The 18,730-nt window shown below is 36.5% G+C and carries 20 protein-coding genes; 2 read left to right on the top strand and 18 right to left on the bottom strand.

Features of this window, described 5'->3' with window-relative positions; genetic code table 11:
* Positions 1-435 precede the first annotated feature (435 nt).
* The 18 genes from fliB to V1L66_RS19430 form a co-directional block, all read right to left on the bottom strand.
* A complete protein-coding gene (gene fliB / locus V1L66_RS19345) occupies positions 436-1,650 on the bottom strand; it encodes a flagellin lysine-N-methylase (RefSeq protein ID WP_333006450.1) in 1,215 nt (404 codons plus the stop codon).
* Positions 1,651-1,711: 61 nt separating this feature from the next.
* Positions 1,712-2,995, bottom strand: coding sequence for a flagellin (locus V1L66_RS19350; protein WP_333006451.1), 1,284 nt, complete (start codon positions 2,993-2,995; stop codon positions 1,712-1,714).
* A 289-nt stretch (positions 2,996-3,284) separates the two neighbouring features.
* Positions 3,285-4,046 (bottom strand): DUF3226 domain-containing protein, encoded by a 762-nt coding sequence (locus V1L66_RS19355; RefSeq protein WP_333006452.1) that lies wholly within the window; start codon positions 4,044-4,046, stop codon positions 3,285-3,287.
* A 1-nt stretch (position 4,047) separates the two neighbouring features.
* Positions 4,048-5,124: an ATP/GTP-binding protein gene (locus V1L66_RS19360; protein ID WP_258860700.1), complete on the bottom strand. Its 1,077-nt coding sequence runs from the start codon at positions 5,122-5,124 to the stop codon at positions 4,048-4,050.
* Between the two features lie 125 nt (positions 5,125-5,249).
* Complete coding sequence (gene csrA / locus V1L66_RS19365) at positions 5,250-5,468, bottom strand: carbon storage regulator CsrA (RefSeq protein ID WP_333006453.1); 219 nt, start codon at positions 5,466-5,468, stop codon at positions 5,250-5,252.
* Positions 5,468-5,911 (bottom strand): flagellar assembly protein FliW, encoded by a 444-nt coding sequence (fliW, locus tag V1L66_RS19370; protein WP_259951066.1) that lies wholly within the window; start codon positions 5,909-5,911, stop codon positions 5,468-5,470. The genes csrA and fliW overlap by 1 nt, the downstream gene beginning before the upstream one ends.
* Positions 5,912-5,928: 17 nt before the next feature.
* Positions 5,929-6,492 carry a DUF6470 family protein gene (locus tag V1L66_RS19375; RefSeq protein ID WP_004227569.1) on the bottom strand — a complete coding sequence of 188 codons (564 nt, stop codon included), beginning with the start codon at positions 6,490-6,492 and terminating at the stop codon, positions 5,929-5,931.
* A 140-nt stretch (positions 6,493-6,632) separates the two neighbouring features.
* Positions 6,633-7,628, bottom strand: coding sequence for a flagellar hook-associated protein FlgL (gene flgL / locus V1L66_RS19380; RefSeq protein ID WP_333006455.1), 996 nt, complete (start codon positions 7,626-7,628; stop codon positions 6,633-6,635).
* A gap of 27 nt (positions 7,629-7,655) precedes the next feature.
* Positions 7,656-9,323, bottom strand: coding sequence for a flagellar hook-associated protein FlgK (flgK, locus tag V1L66_RS19385; RefSeq protein WP_333006456.1), 1,668 nt, complete (start codon positions 9,321-9,323; stop codon positions 7,656-7,658).
* A 16-nt stretch (positions 9,324-9,339) separates the two neighbouring features.
* A complete protein-coding gene (locus V1L66_RS19390) occupies positions 9,340-9,840 on the bottom strand; it encodes a flagellar protein FlgN (RefSeq protein WP_016994953.1) in 501 nt (166 codons plus the stop codon).
* A gap of 27 nt (positions 9,841-9,867) precedes the next feature.
* Entirely contained in the window at positions 9,868-10,128 is a 261-nt protein-coding gene (gene flgM, locus V1L66_RS19395; RefSeq protein ID WP_016994952.1) for a flagellar biosynthesis anti-sigma factor FlgM, read from the bottom strand.
* Between the two features lie 121 nt (positions 10,129-10,249).
* Entirely contained in the window at positions 10,250-10,663 is a 414-nt protein-coding gene (locus tag V1L66_RS19400; protein WP_016994951.1) for a TIGR03826 family flagellar region protein, read from the bottom strand.
* A gap of 77 nt (positions 10,664-10,740) precedes the next feature.
* A complete protein-coding gene (locus V1L66_RS19405) occupies positions 10,741-11,331 on the bottom strand; it encodes a ComF family protein (protein WP_258860705.1) in 591 nt (196 codons plus the stop codon).
* Positions 11,328-12,713, bottom strand: coding sequence for a DEAD/DEAH box helicase (locus V1L66_RS19410; protein ID WP_333006457.1), 1,386 nt, complete (start codon positions 12,711-12,713; stop codon positions 11,328-11,330). The genes V1L66_RS19405 and V1L66_RS19410 overlap by 4 nt, the downstream gene beginning before the upstream one ends.
* Before the next feature lie 44 nt (positions 12,714-12,757).
* Positions 12,758-13,600: a DegV family protein gene (locus V1L66_RS19415; RefSeq protein ID WP_333006458.1), complete on the bottom strand. Its 843-nt coding sequence runs from the start codon at positions 13,598-13,600 to the stop codon at positions 12,758-12,760.
* A gap of 253 nt (positions 13,601-13,853) precedes the next feature.
* Positions 13,854-14,399, bottom strand: a complete 546-nt coding sequence (locus V1L66_RS19420) for a DUF3225 domain-containing protein (protein WP_258860708.1) — start codon at positions 14,397-14,399, stop codon at positions 13,854-13,856.
* Positions 14,400-14,684: 285 nt separating this feature from the next.
* On the bottom strand, positions 14,685-15,359 hold the full coding sequence (locus tag V1L66_RS19425; RefSeq protein ID WP_004227590.1) for a response regulator transcription factor: 675 nt from the start codon (positions 15,357-15,359) through the stop codon (positions 14,685-14,687).
* Positions 15,360-15,395: 36 nt separating this feature from the next.
* On the bottom strand, positions 15,396-16,544 hold the full coding sequence (locus V1L66_RS19430; RefSeq protein ID WP_016994946.1) for a sensor histidine kinase: 1,149 nt from the start codon (positions 16,542-16,544) through the stop codon (positions 15,396-15,398).
* A 165-nt stretch (positions 16,545-16,709) separates the two neighbouring features.
* On the opposite strand from V1L66_RS19430, the gene V1L66_RS19435 reads away from it, so the two are divergent.
* Together V1L66_RS19435 and V1L66_RS19440 are read left to right on the top strand one after the other, a co-directional pair.
* A complete protein-coding gene (locus V1L66_RS19435; RefSeq protein WP_036076811.1) occupies positions 16,710-17,345 on the top strand; it encodes a YigZ family protein in 636 nt (211 codons plus the stop codon).
* Positions 17,346-17,492: 147 nt separating this feature from the next.
* A complete protein-coding gene (locus V1L66_RS19440; protein WP_258860709.1) occupies positions 17,493-18,548 on the top strand; it encodes an LCP family protein in 1,056 nt (351 codons plus the stop codon).
* Positions 18,549-18,730: the final 182 nt, after the last annotated feature.

An 18,730-nucleotide genomic window follows, 5' to 3' on the forward strand; every position in this document is an offset into this window, starting at 1 on the left:
AATGCTTCACTTTTATCGTCATTGTTTTCATTTTCATCCATTGGCTTTGGAAATAGTGAAATAAAGCGAGCTAGGGAAATAAGCGTCATAAAGACACCCATTAATGCTTGACTCTGTAAAACAATTAGCGTGAATATTGACCTTTAGTTAAGCTATACGTCACCACATGTGTAAAACTTCATATATGGTATCGTATGGTGTCATATCATTAATAAAATGGAATCAATACTTCACAATTATATTCTCATTATCAACATAGCTAATTACTACGAAGGTGAATGCTAAAAATGTATGCGTAATAACCCGAATGTCCCTTGTTGAGTTATTTTTTCTGGAATACATTTCTCCACTATAGTAAAAACACTTATCTACTTTAAAAATTCCAAAATAAATACCCAGTTTTCTACTAATAAAGACCTCTTTTAGCTACCGTTTTTATCCATTCATTTTAATATACGCAAATAAAAATGCTATCGTCTCCATATTAGATTCTTTAATTTTTTGACGTAATATGCCATAACTCTTATTATTATGAGCTACAGCCTTTGTATAGCTTTGAATCGCGAGCACTGCATCATCAGTCGTTAATTTTCCATTATAGGAGGCAATACCCATTAATAAAGCTTTAATCAGCTGATAATTAATAACAACATCTTCATATGCCTCCAATATTGTTTTGCCATTATACGGAAATACATTGGTAAAAATATAATGTACTACATAATTTTCTAAAATATAATGATGCTCTTGAATAAATTGCATGTAAACAGCTTGTGCAGCTATATATTTTTGTAAAGTTTCTTCTGCAATTTCCTTGTTCTCTAATGGACCTGTTTTTAAACCCCTAATAAATTGATTTACCACTCCCACATACCGTACATTAAACGAAAGCTCTTCTACCGTTGTACGAAGTAACTCTTTATGCATTTGGAGTTGAACTAGTTCATTTCCTTTTATTTGCATCACGGCTTCAATATATTGCGGTGTTAAAAAGCGTTGTTGCATCATCTGGATAATTTTCTCTGTATGTTCTAACGTTTTTGGCTGCTCATTTAGCTTTTCTGCTAATAAACCAAGTAACATCATACGTACATCCAATGAAATGCCCCGTTCCTGCAATAATGTAATCACAAATGTTCGAATAACCCATAAAATATCAACATGTTCTCCAGTTAAAATCGCTTTACTTTGAATACGCTCTGATGGTTTAGCTAATACTTCTTCAAATTCTATCCCTTCTTTTTGCAATAACAATGAGCGTACAGCTTCGGGACATGATAAGGTTAATGATTTCTCGATATACTGACCAATTTCTCGATGCTCCCTTGGATAAATAGCACATGTATTACATAAAGCACTTTCACCTAGCTCCTTATGAATTAAGCACCATTTGTTTTCATCTAAAAAGTGACATTCTTTTTGTTCATTCATTTTCATTCGCCCGTAGTTAGTAGCACCTGTTGCCTTTGAATTTTTTTGATAAGCCTTTTTGGCTAACGGTTTAATAACAGTGTTACTAGATGTTGTGACTTTCATAAAGCCTACACGGTCAATATCAACATTCCATATTCGACAACATGAATCCCCACAAGCTGCCCCTATACATTGAAATTGCTCTGTCCCTTTAGGAACTAACATTACTTTTTCCATTTCACCCCTCCTTCATAAAAAAAGCTTGAAGGTAAATACCTTCAAGCTCCTTGGTTAGGAATTAACCTAATAATTGTAATACGCCTTGTGGTTGTTGGTTTGCTTGCGCTAACATAGATTGAGCTGCTTGCATTAAGATATTGTTCTTAGTGAACTCCATCATTTCTTTTGCCATATCTGTATCACGGATACGAGATTCAGCAGCTGTTAAGTTTTCAGAAGCAGCACCTAAGTTATTAATTGTGTGTTCTAAACGGTTTTGAACCGCACCTAATGAAGATCGTTGTTCAGAAACTTGTTTAATTGCTGCATCAACAGCAGTAATAGTTCCCTTTGCCTGGTCACGAGTTGATACATCTACACCACCAACAATAAATTTAGATTTATCAGCTAATGCCTCTCCTAAACCTAAATCATTAGCTACTAATTCTAATGTTTCTTTATTACCGTCTTTATCAATTACATCAATTTTTACTTTTTTACCAGTTGTATCAAATTCGCCGACTTTCACACCATCTTTAAGAACATTTGTACCACTTACTTCATAAGTACCAGCAGCTAATTTTTTCACATCATCTGATGCTGCTTTACGTAACTCAGCTTTGCCGTCTTTTACAATAATTGTATCACCAGCTGCTAAGTCTTTCACTGCTGTAGCACTCTTATTGATATCAGTAAATGCAATTTCTGTTGTAGTCGTATGTCCTAAAGTAACTTTATTAGTACTAACTTTACCTACGACTTGACCATTTGCATCCACTAAATCTGTACCTTTTACTGTATAAGTACCATCGTTCAAACCTGTAGCACTAATATCTTTAGAAACTACTGTAGTATTAGTTAAGCCTAAAGCTGCTGCATTCATATTACCAATGTTCATAGCCATATCTTGGTTTTCATTCGCACCAATTTGGAATTTACCTGAGAATGAACCATCAAGTAATTTTTGAGTATTAAACTCAGTTGTATTTGAAATACGATCAATTTCTTTTGTTAATTGCTCAATTTCTTGTTGGATTGCATCACGGTCAAGGTTAACGTTTGTATCACTTGAAGATTGAACTGCTAATTCACGCATACGTTGTAGAATTGAGTGTGTTTCGTTTAATGCACCCTCAGCAGTTTGGATTAAAGAAATTGCATCTTGAGAGTTTTTCGTAGCCATGTCAAGACCACGGATTTGTCCGCGCATTTTTTCAGAGATTGCTAAACCAGCAGCATCGTCACCAGCACGGTTGATTTTGAAACCAGAAGATAATTTCTCAAGGTTTTTTGAAGCTTGAGTGTTGTTTGCACCTAAGTTACGGTGTGCATTTAATGCAGAAATGTTGTGTTGAATTCTCATTTGGAATTCCTCCTTGAATTGTTTTTTGTATCACCCACGTCCTTGTGGGAGAGTTTGGTATCAGTAGTTATATACTACTTCTGCCTTACACCTTATATATCGTAAGGCGTTTTAAATGTTTAATAGTTTTTATAAACTTTTTTATTTTTATTTTTTACTATTTTAAGTGTTTTCAAATTGTAACAAACACTGGGGTGGTAAGGTTTTTGACGTTATTCTCTACTTTTAAGCTGATTATTATTTGTCCAAACTGTGAAAATGGTATAAAACTATCGAGTAGTTCTATGCACTATTCGTCTAATAAACTTGTTAGAAAGTTTCTAAGTTGTGATTGGCTGTGGGATTCAGTTGTTTTAGCACTAATCCATTCGTTGTCTTGAATTGATACTTGATTTGCTTTTCCAGGCTTTAGTGCATTTGCCATAACACCAAATAATACTTTTGGTTCACTTGATATTTTCCATCGTTTGCGATAAGTTGATGAAATACTGTCTACATATGCTTGGGCATTTTCCATTAGATCTGGATAAACAATGCTTCCACCCTCTAATAATAAATTTTCCAATGTACCCTCATGTTCATTATTAGGGAATATATAGACACCGAAAGCAGGATTTTCAGTCGTCACTTCTCCAAATTTAGCAGTCTTAAAAATAAAATGATATTCTTCATCGACCTCAGTTATTAGGCGTTGCTTCAAGTGATCGAAGCAATCCTTTGCTGTTTTTGTATCAGCATCACAAAAAATAGCGATACCTGCTAATTGTTCGTACTCAAGGTTTAAAAGGCTATCAAAAGCTTTTGTAATGCCTGAATCACCCCCAGCTGTTTGGATAGCAATAGCATAATCATCATTTTCATAAAACATTGGCACAGGCATGCGCATCAATAAATCACCGTTAAACGGAAAACTTCTAGGAATAAGCCTCTGCCAATATGAATCTACTTGTTCTATATTCCGAATGAGTGGAATATTTCTTTCTAGTAGGTAACGCCCTAAAGCTGCTGAATCATGGACACCCTCAACAATAAAATAGTAATATTTTTTCATGTTAACGCACATCCTGTCCAAGCTCGTATCTTAATACTTTTAACTTTTCACCTGAGAAATATTTTACTTGCTTTTTATTATTAGCTTCGCCTAAACGATACACAGATAATTGATTGGAATCTCCTTCAGTCGCCTTTAACATTCCGTCTAATGCCTCTAAACTATGGGTTGTAGCAAATAATTGCACATCATGCTTGTAACATATTTGAGCTAACCAAGTAAAAAACACTGGAATCATTTTTGTGTGAATGCCTGTTTCGATTTCATCAATTAGCAGAACGCCACCTTTGAAGCGAATGATCTGTGAAGCAATAATAAGTGCCTTTCTCACACCATCGCCAAATATTGAAATTGGCACTAAACCAAGATCGTCGTGTTGAATATAAGGGATTGGCTTCGGAGACTTCTGTGAGCCATTTTGCATTAGCAACTCAATACCTTTAATATTGTTATCAAACTGACGTAGAGCCTCAATTAACGCGGGACGTTCTCCGCCTTTCACAAGATCATCAATTATATATGGGGACAACGGTTCAACACGATGATGAATAGCTGAGATAAAATGACAATCAAATAAATTTTTTTGTTTTTCTAAAACTTCTGTTGTTTTATCAGTTGAATTAATAAACTCATGTTGAATATTCACTTTCTCCTGCTTGTTGCCAGTCTCTTCTATTTTAATAAACTGATCCTTCACTACTCGTTCTTTTATATCATACTCATCGGAACTTCCACTCAATACAATATACTCTTTTTCCTCTAAGGAACATTGAATACTTTTATTAGCACCATCTAAACTGTAGCTTATGTTAATTGGCTCTGTTGTTTTGTTAAATAGCCAACTAATTAATTCTTCTGTAGAAGTTGCACGCTCCATAATATATTGCTCGCGCATTTTTGCTAATCGTAAAAAACCTTGTTTTGTTGAGTAATTAGCAAGTAAATAAATGGCTTCAAGCAAAGATGTTTTCCCCGTGTTATTTTCCCCTACAAATAAATTGATTTTAGAAAAATTTTTAAGCGAAATATCTGACAATCCTCGAAAACTGAGTATCTGCATAGCATTTAACTTACTCATATTGATCTCCCCCTTTACATGAGTATTTTTCAGTCTAACCTTCTTTTTATAACTATACACTTTCTTTTCATGTTCTAAAACCAATTAAAAAGATGTCTATAAACTATCTAGACACCTTCTAACCGTTATTTCCGTTTTAGTTTTTCTAATAAATCTTTTGGGGTAGCAAGCGCTTCTCTATTTTGCTCCTGTATTGCCTTGAATACTTCCGAACGATGAACTTTGACGGATCTTGGTGCCACGATGCCAAGCTTTATTTGATCACCCTCGACCGCAAGTATCTTGACTTCAATTTGGTCGCCAACCATGATGGATTCGCCTTTTTTTCTAGATAATACAAGCATTACTTGGCACTTCCTTCCGCAGCACCGATTGGATAGCGTAATGGATAGCTTGCACTATCTTGTAACACAATTTGTTTTCCAAGTTTTTTTACTGTATTTATGACAACTGGAGCTAGTAAATTCATTGTAGATTCTTGGAACGTTTCTTTTAATGTCAAAATTGTGTATGGTACAATATCATCTTCTTTTTCGATTTGCAAATCCTCTTTAACTTCCTCATCAATTTCGAATTCATAGTCCTTTTTAAAGGCAAATGGATAAGCGAGCACAAAGCCAAGTTCTTGTTGTTCAACAGATTGCAAGACTACTAATGGTAAATCCGCATCGAGAGGTAACAAGACGAATTTACGAGCATTTTGGAAGCCTGGCAGTCCTGTTTCAAATGTTAAGATGTCTTGTTCATTAATTTCAACTGTTCCTAAAAATTTTGTTTCAATCTCCATTTAGATTACTCTCTCCTTTAACCAATTACATCAATGTCAACATTTGGTCTTTGTACCATTGTACCAGTTACTTTCCCTGGTGTGTATTCGTAGATTGGTTTGTTCACCTTTGCGTCAATTATTGGCTCTCTCCGCTCAATATTGACATCTGTTGTACCAGGAGTATAGTCGATTTTTACAGAGCCTATGGATGGTACGAATTTGATATTGAACGGTACACGATGGGGCCCATGATTTTGTTTAGCAATATTTTGCATAATAGCTCGTCCTTGACCTTTCCCAGCTGACATCATTATTTGTCGCCCTTCATTTACTCGTCTCTCAATACCACTTAGAGCAGTCTGTTGACCTTCTTTAGCAGCATTTTTAGTCGCTTCAATTGGTCCAATTAACCCTAAATCTCTCCTCGCTTGTGAGGAATCTATTTTTAAAACTCCTCTTGTTGTATGAATCTCCAAGATAGCGGCTGGTTGTTCAATATGCAGAGTAGCCTCTGGTTGTTCAATGTGTTGTTGTGGTTTTCCTATATGAAGGTCTAATTTGGCATCTGTTGTACGAATTTGAATTTGAGGGAGTCTCATTTTACCTCTCCTTTCAATAAAAGCGTCTGAACGAATTGTCCAAACGCTTTCCTTCTTCATTTATAAAATTTGTTCGCTATACCTATATCACTTTGTTTTTCCCTATAATCTCTTGATTTTCAGATTATGACTAGTGAGTATTATCTAATAAAATCTACTAGAGTTTGCTGAATAATTCTTGCGCCTACAGATAATGCGGCCTGATGAATAGACTCTGAAGTGACCATTTCCGTTATCGCTTTTGAATAATCAACATCTTCATTGTTTGATAATTGTTTAGTTACGCTAATTTCCCGAAGCGACAAGCGGTTTTCCATTAATTCAACACGATTTTGGCGTGCCCCCATATCGGCCTGCGTCTCCAGGATTTTATTGTGTATATTTGTTATATCATCCGATTTACTATTGGAAGTAAAACCACCTAATGCTTTACTAATTTCTTCGCTAGTCGCTGGTCCAGGTACTCTTTCAGGATCCAATAAGTTTGATATTTTCCCCATTAATGAATCAATATTGCCAAATAAATCAGCACCAGGTGCATTCACCTGCAATTGAATCCCATCATAGACCTCAATTTGTACATCAGCATTCGGTGCTGTTAATTTATCAGCAGCAGTAGAAATAATATTTGTTCCATCGTAAAGTTGATAATCCGCATTAATTATTTTTGAACCATCAGCATTTGGGGGAGTCGCATCTACAAATAAAGGTTTATCCGTATTCGTACCACTGAAAATATAACGGTCACCAATTTTTGTATTCGACACATCCTGAATCTGTTGGCGAATTTGATCAATTTCTGTCTTAATTTTTGCACGCTCATCAGGTGTATTTGTATCATTGGCTGCTTGAATCACAAGTTCACGAACACGCTTCATTTGTTCACCTACTTGGTTCAGTGACTCATCGGTTGTATCTATCCAGTTATTGACCTCATTCATATTTCGTGTATATTGTTCAACTCGTCCCAAATCCCGACGATAGCCCATTCCCTTTACAGCAATAACAGGATCATCAGAGGGTCTAGTAATTTTTGTACCTGAATTAATTTGGTCTTGTAGTTTAGACATTCTGCCATAGCTTCTGTTTAGGTTAAGCAGCATGTTATTTGATAGCATCGTTTGTGTCACACGCATGTTAGGAAAAACCCCTTTCTAGTAATTTTATAGTCCAACACGGCCCATACCATTGATAATTTTATCTAAAGTTTCATCGACAACTGTAATCATACGCGCATTTGCATTGTACGCCTGTTGGAACGTAATCATATTCGTCATTTCTTCATCTAAGGACACCGAGCTGACAGATGCGCGGTTATAAGTTATTGATAATAAAAGGTTTTCAGAGGTTTTATTTAATTGATAGGCTTCTTCACCGTCTGTACCCAATTTTCCAATCATTCCTTGATAGAAAGAGTTGAAAGTTGCGCTATCAAGATGCTCTGTTGAAGGTGGAACTACAACAGTATTTGCACCAACTGTAATTGTAAATCCTCCAGCACCAATTGCTTTTGATTGTAAATTGGCTAGCTCAATTGCCCATTTACCATTACCTACTTCATTAGGAGCAGAAGAAGCAGCTAGTTTCGAAGAATCTTTCGTAAATTCTTCATTGATTTTAATATTGCTAGCATTAATTGTTGTAGAGCCATCCATCGTTTCAAAGAAGTTTAATCCATTTTGTACACCTGTCAAATCATAGCCTGCCTTATGTACTGCGTTAAATGTATTAGCAAAGGTAGAAGCTAGTTTATCCAAATTTGCTAATGCTTCTGGATAGTAACCTTTTATACCTGAAAAAGCACCTCCCGCGTCATATTCAGCATATCCGTACGAATTAATAAGTGATAGTAGTTTACCTTTTCCAGGCTCAAGTTCATTATATTTAATTGATTCCAATCCTACAGCATCAGCAGCAGGCTTTGTTGGTGGTTCACCTAGCTTGGAAATTTTTATTTCCTGAAAAACCTTTGTTAAATCATTGCCATCAATACTTGCTACAGTACCTGTTGTATCTGTTCCCGTAGTAGTTAATGCTGCATATTCTCTACCATTAACTAATTCTATTGGCGTACCTGATGGATACGGCTTAAACTTTATTGTTAGACTACCCTCAGCCACCTCACTAGCAATCCCACCTGAAGGAACACGTTCAATCGTTACTGGTATATAGCTATTTAGTTCATCAATTAACACATCACGCGCATCATACAAATCATTAGGAACATGCCCATTTGGCTCAACCTCTTGTATTTGCTTATTAATCGATGCAATTCTCTTTAATATAGAATTAATACGATCTGTAGATACATTAATTTCGTTTCCTAAATTACCTTGTATTGTTTTTATCTGCGTGTCCATATAATTAAATGATTGTGCAAGATGTTTTGCTCGTTCAATCGCTACTTTTCTGGAAGAAGCATTTTCTGGATTAGTACTAACATCCTCTAGCCCCTTCCAAAATTGCTCTAATGCTGCATTTAAGCCAAATTGGGATGGCTCATCCATAATATCTTCCATTTGTGAAATCGCATTGGAACGGGCTTCCCAATAGCCAAATTTATTCGTTTCTTGACGATATTGACGATCAATAAATTCATCGCGTATACGTTGAATTGAGCCTGCTTCTACACCTGTTCCAAGATGTCCAGGATAAGTGGGCTGATTTAATCCAGCCGTTGGGAAACCTGGTGTTGCCTGCATATTTACTCGTTGACGAGAGTAGCCTAGTGTGTTGGCGTTGGAAATATTATGACCAGTTGTGTATAAAGCAGTTTGCTGTGTGAAGAGGCCACGTTTACTAGCTTCTAAGCCCATAAATGTTGAGCGCATTTTTCTTCCTCCCTTGTTATGCTTGTGAATCGAAATATGATTTTTTAGCTATGGTATTAGTTCCACGTACTTCGTTGCTGGAATAGTTCATTTGCTCTGTACGGGGTCTTACTGCATCTAATGTTAGGTTGACGATTTGTAATGATTGGAAAACGAGTTTTTGATTTAGATCATTTTGTTTTCGTAGGTCATTGATAATTTGCATTAAACGTTCGCGAACTGCTGAAAGTGTTGCTTTGTCTGCTTGTTGTTCAGCAGCCTCGATGACATCCGCGACAGTTGTTTTGTCAGATGAAGCAAGTCCCTTTGCTTCAAGGTAGTCCGTTACCTGTTTCTGACGCTGTTGCTCGAGCTTATCGATGGCCGCTACATGTGCCTGCTCGTCCTTGAGCAATTGGTCTAAAGCTTCGATATCGCCACTTTTAATAATTTCTGTTTTTTTAAAGGCTAGTTCGAGTAAGCTTTTATGCATTCTCTCTAGCATTGTTAGTGTAGAACTAATTGCTTCTACAGACATATCGTTATACACCCTTTCTGCTATTCCCTAGAAACGATAATATTTCAGCATATCCTCTGCCACTTTACGAGCGTCTACTTTGTATTCACCAGAAGCGATATCCTTTTTCAATTGTTGAACATGGTTTGCTCGCTCTGTACTGTATGTTGAAACCCCTTGCATTTCCTGCGCAGCCTTTGAAATTTCAATTTTATCGGCGAAAGATGCCTTGTTTGTATTTGATTTTGCATTGCGTACTTGGTTTTTATAGGCGTTTACTGCATTAACTCCATAAGATGTAATTTTCATTTCAATACCCCCCATCTCTAAATCCTATCTTACTATTATTTCGGATTGTCTCACATAATGTTAAGTTTTCACATAGAAAAAAGTGTGCTAATTTTGTTTAAAATTAACACACTTAGCGTAATTAACGTTTACGTTCTGAGTGATAGGTTACACGGTCACGTTCTTCAACACTTTGGCGAAACTCTTTGGCAGCTTCAAATGTCCGTAAGTCTGCTTTTAATTCATCTTGACATTTCGAGCAGAGCTTTCCTGTAGTCGTTAGATGACCACAGTTATCACATGGATAGCCTAGGTTTGGAAACATAGCTGGCTGTAAACGGCCTTTACGAACCCATTTAAACAGTAAGTCTTTATCTGCCCCCGTTGCTTCCACAATTCGTTCTACTGTTGCCGCACGGTTTTCACGTTTACGTAAGAAACGATAAACGATTTGATAAAGCTCCTCCTCTGATTGTGCACACTTATGACACACTTCTCGGACTCCCGTATAATTAAAAAATTCATTACATTTCGGACAATTACGAACCTCTGCCATTGGCCTTCCTCCTCTTTCTAGAAAACTTATCTACGAATGCTGTCTCATTAACTATTATACATAATGTATTGGTATTTTCATCCTTCAATTAATGTGAAGTATTGGACATTTTTAGCACCCGATTGCATTAAAACATGTTCAGCATGCTGTAAAGTTGTCCCCGTAGTTTTTATATCGTCAAAAAGAAGATAATTTTTATGTTCGACTTGTGCACCCTCCTTTAAGCGAAAAAGTGGAGCTGCTTGTATACGTTGCTCTCTATTTTTGGAGCTTTGGGTTTCTGTCGTTGTCTTTTCTAATAATTGTATAAAAGGAATATGCGCTGCCTTTAATAGTTCATCAGTATGCGAGAATGTACGCTCCTGTTGTTTGAGAGGGTGCATTGGAATGGGTAGAATTATCGCTTTTTCTTTGGTGAGACGATTATGAAGCTCCTGCCGAAATACCTTTGCAAGAGCCACATCTTGAAGAAACTTTAACTGGTGTAAGTAATCCTTCATCGCCTCATTATATTGATAAAGGGATGTAGCAGATTGAGAAGGCACAAAACGAGCAGCACATCTTTCACATATAGTCTGCGAGAATTGCTTGGTTAGAATCATTTTCCAGGAAATAGTTATTTTTAACGGCTGGGTGCACATTAAACAATGAGATTCTATTTTATTCATTCAGAAAATCCCTTCTTATTATAAAATTGAATTTTTGCGCATGCCTCATCCATCTCTGCCGTGATGCCGTGATGAAAGAATAAGACCTCCCCATCTGGAAATTGAACATCTCGTCCAACTCGGCCTGCAATCTGAATGAGGGCATTGGCGGTAAATATCAATGATTCTGCCCCAATAACAGCCACCTGTACTTTGCTGATTGTAATGCCTCTTTCTAATATCGTAGTGGTTAATAAGCCCGGAACTTCTTTATTTCGTAGCTTTAACACCTTCTCCTTCCGCTCAGGGTCAGCTGCATGTACAGCTAATATGTCTTCATTTAACTCTTGAACAAGAGGTGTTGCACGTTTCATTAAATCAATTGTCGGGAAAAATAGTAAAAAGGGGTCCTTTTGATGTAAGCGCTCCTCCACCCACTTTTTTAACCTTTTAGGGATTTTACCTCGCTTGAAGCATTTTTCATAGCCCCATAAAGAACGCACTTGTGGGACTGGTAATGGATGATTATGATAGCGTTTTGGAATAAAAGAGTAGCTTTCTTGCTGGAAAGTATGGCGTAATGCTGCTGATGGGGTTGCTGTCACAAATACCAGAGGAGCCTTTTCCTTTTTAGCCTTTTCTACTGCTCTTTGAAGGGTTTCATCAAATGTATAAGGAAAAGCATCTGCCTCATCTACAATAATGACATCAAATGCCTTCTCAAATCGATAGAGCTGATGGGTTGTTGCTATAACAAGCTGTGCATAGCCATTTTGGTAAGGTGCTCCACCGTATAAAGCATGAATGGTTGTTTCAGGAAAAGCCTGTTGAAAGCGTGGATACAGTTCTAACACTACATCTGTCCGTGGTGTAGCAATACAAACTCGTAGCCCTCGCTTTAATGCATCATACACAGATGGGAAAAGTAGCTCTGTTTTGCCTGCACCGCAAACTGCATGAATTAAATGCGAGCGTTTTGCTTTCACACTTGTTAAGGTTTCATTTGCTGCCTGTTGCTGGAGTTCGGTGTATTGTCCTGCCCATTTTAATGAATGCTTGTTAAATTTTATCGCCTTGGGGCCTGTCCAAATCATCAATTGTGTACAGCTACTGACTCTCCCCATCTTTATACAGTGTCGGCAGTAGACACATTGTTGCTGACATTTTGAGCAATCGAATTGTGTGAATAAATGTGGGACTGTATTGTGACAACGATTGCATTTTATAGCTGGCTTCATTTGAATTCCTTCTATTATACTGACGTATTTTCGCTGTATCGCTTTCTCAAGATCTACGGATGAAAATGGAGAATGATCTTTTAACCAAATACGCCCTTCATGAAAATCACGTAATGCTGGTGGTAACAACCAACCCCTATACCTCATTACATTCTCTCCCTTCATAGAAAAAAGTCTCTACTTTGGCTGTAGAGACTTCTGACAATTCGTTATTTTTTTGTCCATCCTAAGCCCATCGACCCTTCACCTAAATGAGTACCGATAACAGGGCCAAAATAGCTCAATTTAAAGTTCACGTTCGGGTACGTTGCGGCTAATTGCTCTAGCCATTCTTGCGCTTCAGCAGGGCAATTGCCGTGAATGACAACAGCGTCCATCGCTTCATACTTTTTGGCATCCTCTGCTAGCAATTCTTCAGCACGCTTTAATGCCTTTTTACGTGTTCGGATTTTTTCGAAAGGTACAATTACCTTGTCCACGAAATGTAAAACAGGCTTTACTTGCAATAAACCACCAATTAATGCTGCGGCAGAAGATAAACGCCCACCACGCTGTAAATGTGCTAAGTCGTCTACGATGAAGTAAGCTCTGATATACTGTTGCATGTCCGCTAATGCTGCAAGTATGTCTTTCGCTGAATAGCCCTCTTTCGCCATTTCAGCCGCTTTTAAAACGTAAAAGCCTTGAACAGCACAGGATATTTCACTGTCGAAGGTATAAACATTAATGCCTTCCACCATTTCACCAGCCTGTACTGCACCTTGGTATGTTCCACTAATACCGCTCGATAAATGGATAGAAATTACCTCATCGTAATCCTTTGCTAGCTCATCAAAAAGAGCGACAAATTCTCCGATTGGAGGCTGTGTTGTTTTGGGGAATTCTTTGGCACCACGCACCTTATCATAAAATTCAGATGCTGTAATATCTACCTCTTCTGCAAATAATTGACCTGAGATATTGACACTTAAAGGTATCATGTGAATGTTTAAGCGTGCACGTTCCTCAGCTGTAATATATGCAGTACTATCTGTTACGATTGCCGTCCTCATCCATGTCCACTCTCCTATGATTCTTAGTTTACAATCTATTTCTTATTGGTGCAATTGTTGTTGCCATCACTTTGCTTTCACACAAACTACGAAAAACAAAAAGAAATGAATGTGAAATGAATGACGAACGCCGAATTCACGTTCTCGCCCTTCTAGAGTTGTGCTAGTAAGCTAGCTTCCATTTCACATTCATTGTCTATGTATAATAGGCATATCTTCACTCAATTCTTATGTTGAATGAAGATAGCTCCTGTTAATTTCCTGTACTTGACTGTGAGTCATCACCAATATAAAAGACACTTGTCACTTTCCAATCATTGTCCTCTTTCACAAAGACTGTTACCTGACGTCCTGCACTTTCATGTTCGACATTTGTCTCAAGCTGAAGTGAGTGCATTTTCATGTTGGCAAATACTTGTGCCTCTTTTGATTCATACTTTGCAATTGTTACATTCTCTACTTCACGCTTAATATCAAATTGTTCAAATACTTCTGTTGCATATGTTTTTTCTTCATCGTATTTAAAACCCTTTGGATTTTTCGAGATAGTATTCATATAACGATCAATTTCTTCAGCATTTAATGCAGCAATATACTCATCAAAAGATGCTAAAATAGCCTTTTCATCTTCCGCTGGTACATTATCAGCCTTTTCTACGTTTCCACCCATCATTTCAAAGCCAACTGTACCATCCTCTATTACTTTATCTCGTTCTTCATCACTCATCTTCTCATCTTTATTACCACAGGCAGTTAACACTAATAAGATTAGAACTGCTAGAAAACTTTTCTTTAACATCAAAAAACCTCCCGCGCATATTGTAGCATATAAATGCTTTCGTAGGAATTTTGTTGTGCATTTTCAACATTTAGGTGCTACATCTTCCTTATGACGCATTAGGCTGTAAAATGTTGCATGATCTGCTAGTTATCATGTTCATACAAATGAATAGTAATGTTACAAAATTGTGAATGACCTATTCATCATTGTGTAGGCTCAATGCAAATTATTACCAAAAAATAATAAAAAACTGTTTTAAAAACTACTTCAATAAAAAGTAGCTTTTAAAAACAGTTTTAGCAATTAGCGTACTTCAACCCAGCCATTTTTGATAGCTGTTACAACTGCTTGTGTACGGTCATTAACATTCATTTTTTGTAGAATACTTGATACGTGGTTTTTAACTGTTTTTTCAGAGATAAACAGTGTCTCACCGATTGTACGGTTTGATTGGCCATCCGTTAATAATTGCAGCACTTCACATTCACGCTTAGTTAGCAAATGGAATGGACGACGAATTTCCGTTTGATGGAAATTCCCTTTATTTTCATGTTCTGAAAGTCTTTTAAATTCTGCTACTAGATTTTTCGTTACTTTTGGATGTAAATAAGAGCCACCGTTGGCAACAACTTTAATCGCCTCAACGATTTCATCTGCATCCATCTCTTTTAACATATAGCCAAGAGCACCTGATTTTAATGCATGTGTAACATATGTTTCATCATCATGTATAGATAGCATAATCACTTTTGCATCTGGAAATTCAGTAATTAACTCTGCCGTTGCTTCTACTCCATTTTTGCCTGGCATGTTAATATCCATAAGCACTACGTCTGGTTCGTTTTCAGCATATAACGTAACCACATCTGTACCATCGTCACCTTCTGCTACTACATCAAACGTATCTTCAAAATCTAAAATGCGTTTTACTCCTTCACGGAATAGCTGGTGATCGTCTACAATAATAATCTTTGTCATTTGTCCTTTACCCCCTAAATTTCTGCAACAGTTACATCATTCAGCTTCTAACGGTATTTTAAATAACACCGTCGTACCTCGATTGATCTCACTATTAATGGTAATGGTACCATTTAATATTTCAATCCGTTCTTTCATTCCTAAAATCCCAAAGGAATGGTCTTTCACTACTTGTGGGTCAAAGCCTATTCCATCATCTTTTACAACAATGTTAACGGCATCTTTTAACCATTCAAGCTTCACCCAAATGTCTTTACACTTTCCATGCTTCATGGCATTTGTTACACATTCTTGCACTAAACGGAAAATGGATACTTCATAATTTGATGGTATACGTTTTTCTGTACTTCTCGATTGGAAATGAATTTCAACACCTGGATTATATTCAGTTACTGTCGATAAATACTTCTTTAATGTCGGAATAATTCCCAAATCATCAAGTGCCATTGGTCGTAGATCATAAATAATACGTCGCACTTCAGATAAAGCATTACGTACCGTTTTCTTTAAATCGGCAATTTCAGCCAAAGCCTTTTCAATACCTTTTTCACGATACGTTCTATCTATTAAATCAGTGCGCATGAGTACATTTGCAAGCATTTGGGCAGGTCCATCATGGATCTCTCGCGATAAACGCTTACGCTCTTCTTCTTGAGCTGCAATAATACGTATCCCAAAATCCTGCTTCATTTTTGCTTGTTCAAGGGCTAAACCAACATTTCTTAAATCTGAAGTTAAGTAATTCAAAACGACATTTACCTGATTGACAATATGATCAGCACGTTCAATCGTATCGAGTAATCCTCTTAATCTTCTCTCTAGATCATCTCTTTTATCCCGTAGCTGTTTTTCTTGTGTTCTAATAACGGAGAGCTTTACTTGAAAATCATGTGCAGTTTCATATGCTTCTCTAACTTGTTCTTCGGTATAATTATCAAAAGCTTTACTTACTAATACAAGTCGTTGTTTAGCAAGCTGCGTACTTTTTTCCAATGCATCGCCATCATCAATTACGATTGATATTTGTTTTCGAACAATTTCTAGCTCTTTTTGCATATCTTCAAAGCTTCTGCGGCTTTGTTCACTTATAATAAAGATATCATCCTTTGAGCTCATGATTGTATCTAACATTCGATTGAAAATGTCATCAAGCGACTTTAAATCGAAGGTATCATTTGAAAACATAGTATACTCCCCAGTCTAATGTCTTATGATTACTTACTAATTTAATAGACTAAAATCACATATTCCATAGTCTACACCTATTATAGCATTACCATGCTAAAATTTAATGCTTTTTCTTCATGAAAATTATAGAATAGAACTCTAGTTAAAAGGAGATTGATACAAATGAGAGAAAACTATTTAACAGTAAAAGGATATGGTGAAAGCGAAATTGTCATTTCCAAATCTCGCTTTCTCACTTATATAGAACGTGCAGAAACGGAAGAGGATGCAATTTCTTTTATAGATGGTATAAAAAAATTACATCATAATGCAACTCATAACTGCTCCGCTTATATTATTGGAGAGCATGATCATATTCAAAAGGCAAATGATGATGGGGAACCTAGCGGTACTGCAGGCGTCCCTATGTTAGAGGTCTTAAAAAAACAAGGATTAAAAGATACGGTCGTTGTTGTGACTCGCTATTTTGGAGGTATTAAGCTCGGCGGTGGTGGTCTTATTCGTGCATACGGAAAAGCAACTACAGAGGGATTGATTGCTGCACAGGTAGTTGAACGTAAATTGCATCATTTCATGAAAGTGGCTATTGATTATACATGGCTAGGAAAAGTTGAAAATGAAATAAGAAGTTCATCATATACTCTAGAGGAAATACGTTATTTGGAGGGTGTTGAAATCATTGTTTCTGTGCTAAAAGAGGAAGAGGAACAGTTCAGAAGTTGGATAACTGAACTGACTAATGGACAGGCTTCTATCACTTTCGAAGATGCTCAATTTGTAGAATTTATTGTCAATTAAATAGTTTTAATTGTCGAAACTAAATATGCATAGTATAATTTTTTTGTTAGGCTATTTTATTGTCCACACAATTACTTAGTTAAAATTGAATAAAATTTAGCTTCATCGCATTATTATTCCCAATAATTAGAGGAGAATATATCTATTATGAAAAAAAGATCTGTTGGTCCAAATAAAAAGAGGTCTTCTAAAGCTTCCTTAATTATAAAAGTTACACTACTCCTAGTAGCAAGCTTGGTGATCTGTGTAACGGCTTATGCTGTTTACCTTACAAAACAGGTAGAGCATGCTGCAGACTCAGCATATGAGGAATTAGAAGGGCGTCAGGTTTCTGCAAAACGCGAAGAAAGTGTAGAGCCAGTACACGATAATGTATCTATTTTATTTGTCGGAGTTGATGATAGTGATAATCGAGGACAGGGATCAGACCATTCACGTTCTGATGCACTCGTTTTAGCTACATTAAATAATAAAACTCATACAATTAAAATGCTAAGCATTCCTCGTGATTCATACGTTTATATTCCTAAAGTAGGTTATAAAGATAAAATTACTCATGCACATGCTATGGGTGGAACACTTACTACTATTGAAACAGTAGAGGAACTATTTGATATTCCAATCAATTACTATGTACGTATGAATTTCAATGCCTTTATTGATGTAGTCGATGCTTTAGGTGGTATTGAAGCTGAAGTACCTTATGCTTTACATGAATTAGATGAGTTTGATAAGTTTACAATTAACTTACAGCCAGGCTTACAGCATTTAAATGGTAGTCAGGCACTTGCACTCGCAAGAACACGTAAACAAGATAATGATATTGAGCGTGGTAAACGTCAACAGGAAATTCTATCTGCGATTATTAAAAAAGTCGCTTCTGTTAAGTCCGTTACGAAATATGATGATGTCATTAAAGCTCTTGGTGATAATATGAAAACAGATATGACATTCACTGAAATGAAGTCCTTCTTATCTTATTTATCTAAAGGCGCACCACGTATCGATTCCTTAACATTAGATGGCACGGATGATACATCTACTGGTATTTATTATTACCAGTTAAATCAAGATTCTGTTGAAGAAACAAAAGAGATTTTCAAAAACCATCTTGGCCAAAATGAACAATCATCGAGCCTGACTAGTGGCAATACAGGAACAGACAGCGCGGCTAGCAGCGATGACAATTCAGCTATTGAATAAGACCTTTCAGACCATAGACAAATAACTTGTCTATGGTCTTTTTACGTGACTTTTTCATTGATTGACCCCCCTTTCTATTTACCCCTCCTTGTAATCGATAAACTGCTTATTTAAGTTTCCCTTCTCTTCCATTCCTTATACATAAAAAACGGTTTAGAAAGAGCTTCTCATTGTCTAACGAC

Origin of the sequence: Lysinibacillus sp. IITD104 (assembly GCF_036698265.2) — a bacterium.
Lineage (GTDB): Bacteria > Bacillota > Bacilli > Bacillales_A > Planococcaceae > Lysinibacillus > Lysinibacillus boronitolerans.

Bases quoted from the DNA above. Each gene is read 5' to 3' on its own strand.
- fliB (WP_333006450.1), bottom strand. From the start codon at position 1,650: ATGGAAAAAGTAATGTTAGTTCCTAAAGGGACAGAGCAATTTCAATGT.
- V1L66_RS19350 (WP_333006451.1), bottom strand. From the start codon at position 2,995: ATGAGAATTCAACACAACATTTCTGCATTAAATGCACACCGTAACTTA.
- V1L66_RS19355 (WP_333006452.1), bottom strand. From the start codon at position 4,046: ATGAAAAAATATTACTATTTTATTGTTGAGGGTGTCCATGATTCAGCA.
- V1L66_RS19360 (WP_258860700.1), bottom strand. From the start codon at position 5,124: ATGAGTAAGTTAAATGCTATGCAGATACTCAGTTTTCGAGGATTGTCA.
- csrA (WP_333006453.1), bottom strand. From the start codon at position 5,468: ATGCTTGTATTATCTAGAAAAAAAGGCGAATCCATCATGGTTGGCGAC.
- fliW (WP_259951066.1), bottom strand. From the start codon at position 5,911: ATGGAGATTGAAACAAAATTTTTAGGAACAGTTGAAATTAATGAACAA.
- V1L66_RS19375 (WP_004227569.1), bottom strand. From the start codon at position 6,492: ATGAGACTCCCTCAAATTCAAATTCGTACAACAGATGCCAAATTAGAC.
- flgL (WP_333006455.1), bottom strand. From the start codon at position 7,628: ATGCGTGTGACACAAACGATGCTATCAAATAACATGCTGCTTAACCTA.
- flgK (WP_333006456.1), bottom strand. From the start codon at position 9,323: ATGCGCTCAACATTTATGGGCTTAGAAGCTAGTAAACGTGGCCTCTTC.
- V1L66_RS19390 (WP_016994953.1), bottom strand. From the start codon at position 9,840: ATGTCTGTAGAAGCAATTAGTTCTACACTAACAATGCTAGAGAGAATG.
- flgM (WP_016994952.1), bottom strand. From the start codon at position 10,128: ATGAAAATTACATCTTATGGAGTTAATGCAGTAAACGCCTATAAAAAC.
- V1L66_RS19400 (WP_016994951.1), bottom strand. From the start codon at position 10,663: ATGGCAGAGGTTCGTAATTGTCCGAAATGTAATGAATTTTTTAATTAT.
- V1L66_RS19405 (WP_258860705.1), bottom strand. From the start codon at position 11,331: ATGAATAAAATAGAATCTCATTGTTTAATGTGCACCCAGCCGTTAAAA.
- V1L66_RS19410 (WP_333006457.1), bottom strand. From the start codon at position 12,713: ATGAAGGGAGAGAATGTAATGAGGTATAGGGGTTGGTTGTTACCACCA.
- V1L66_RS19415 (WP_333006458.1), bottom strand. From the start codon at position 13,600: ATGAGGACGGCAATCGTAACAGATAGTACTGCATATATTACAGCTGAG.
- V1L66_RS19420 (WP_258860708.1), bottom strand. From the start codon at position 14,399: ATGTTAAAGAAAAGTTTTCTAGCAGTTCTAATCTTATTAGTGTTAACT.
- V1L66_RS19425 (WP_004227590.1), bottom strand. From the start codon at position 15,359: ATGACAAAGATTATTATTGTAGACGATCACCAGCTATTCCGTGAAGGA.
- V1L66_RS19430 (WP_016994946.1), bottom strand. From the start codon at position 16,544: ATGTTTTCAAATGATACCTTCGATTTAAAGTCGCTTGATGACATTTTC.
- V1L66_RS19435 (WP_036076811.1), top strand. From the start codon at position 16,710: ATGAGAGAAAACTATTTAACAGTAAAAGGATATGGTGAAAGCGAAATT.
- V1L66_RS19440 (WP_258860709.1), top strand. From the start codon at position 17,493: ATGAAAAAAAGATCTGTTGGTCCAAATAAAAAGAGGTCTTCTAAAGCT.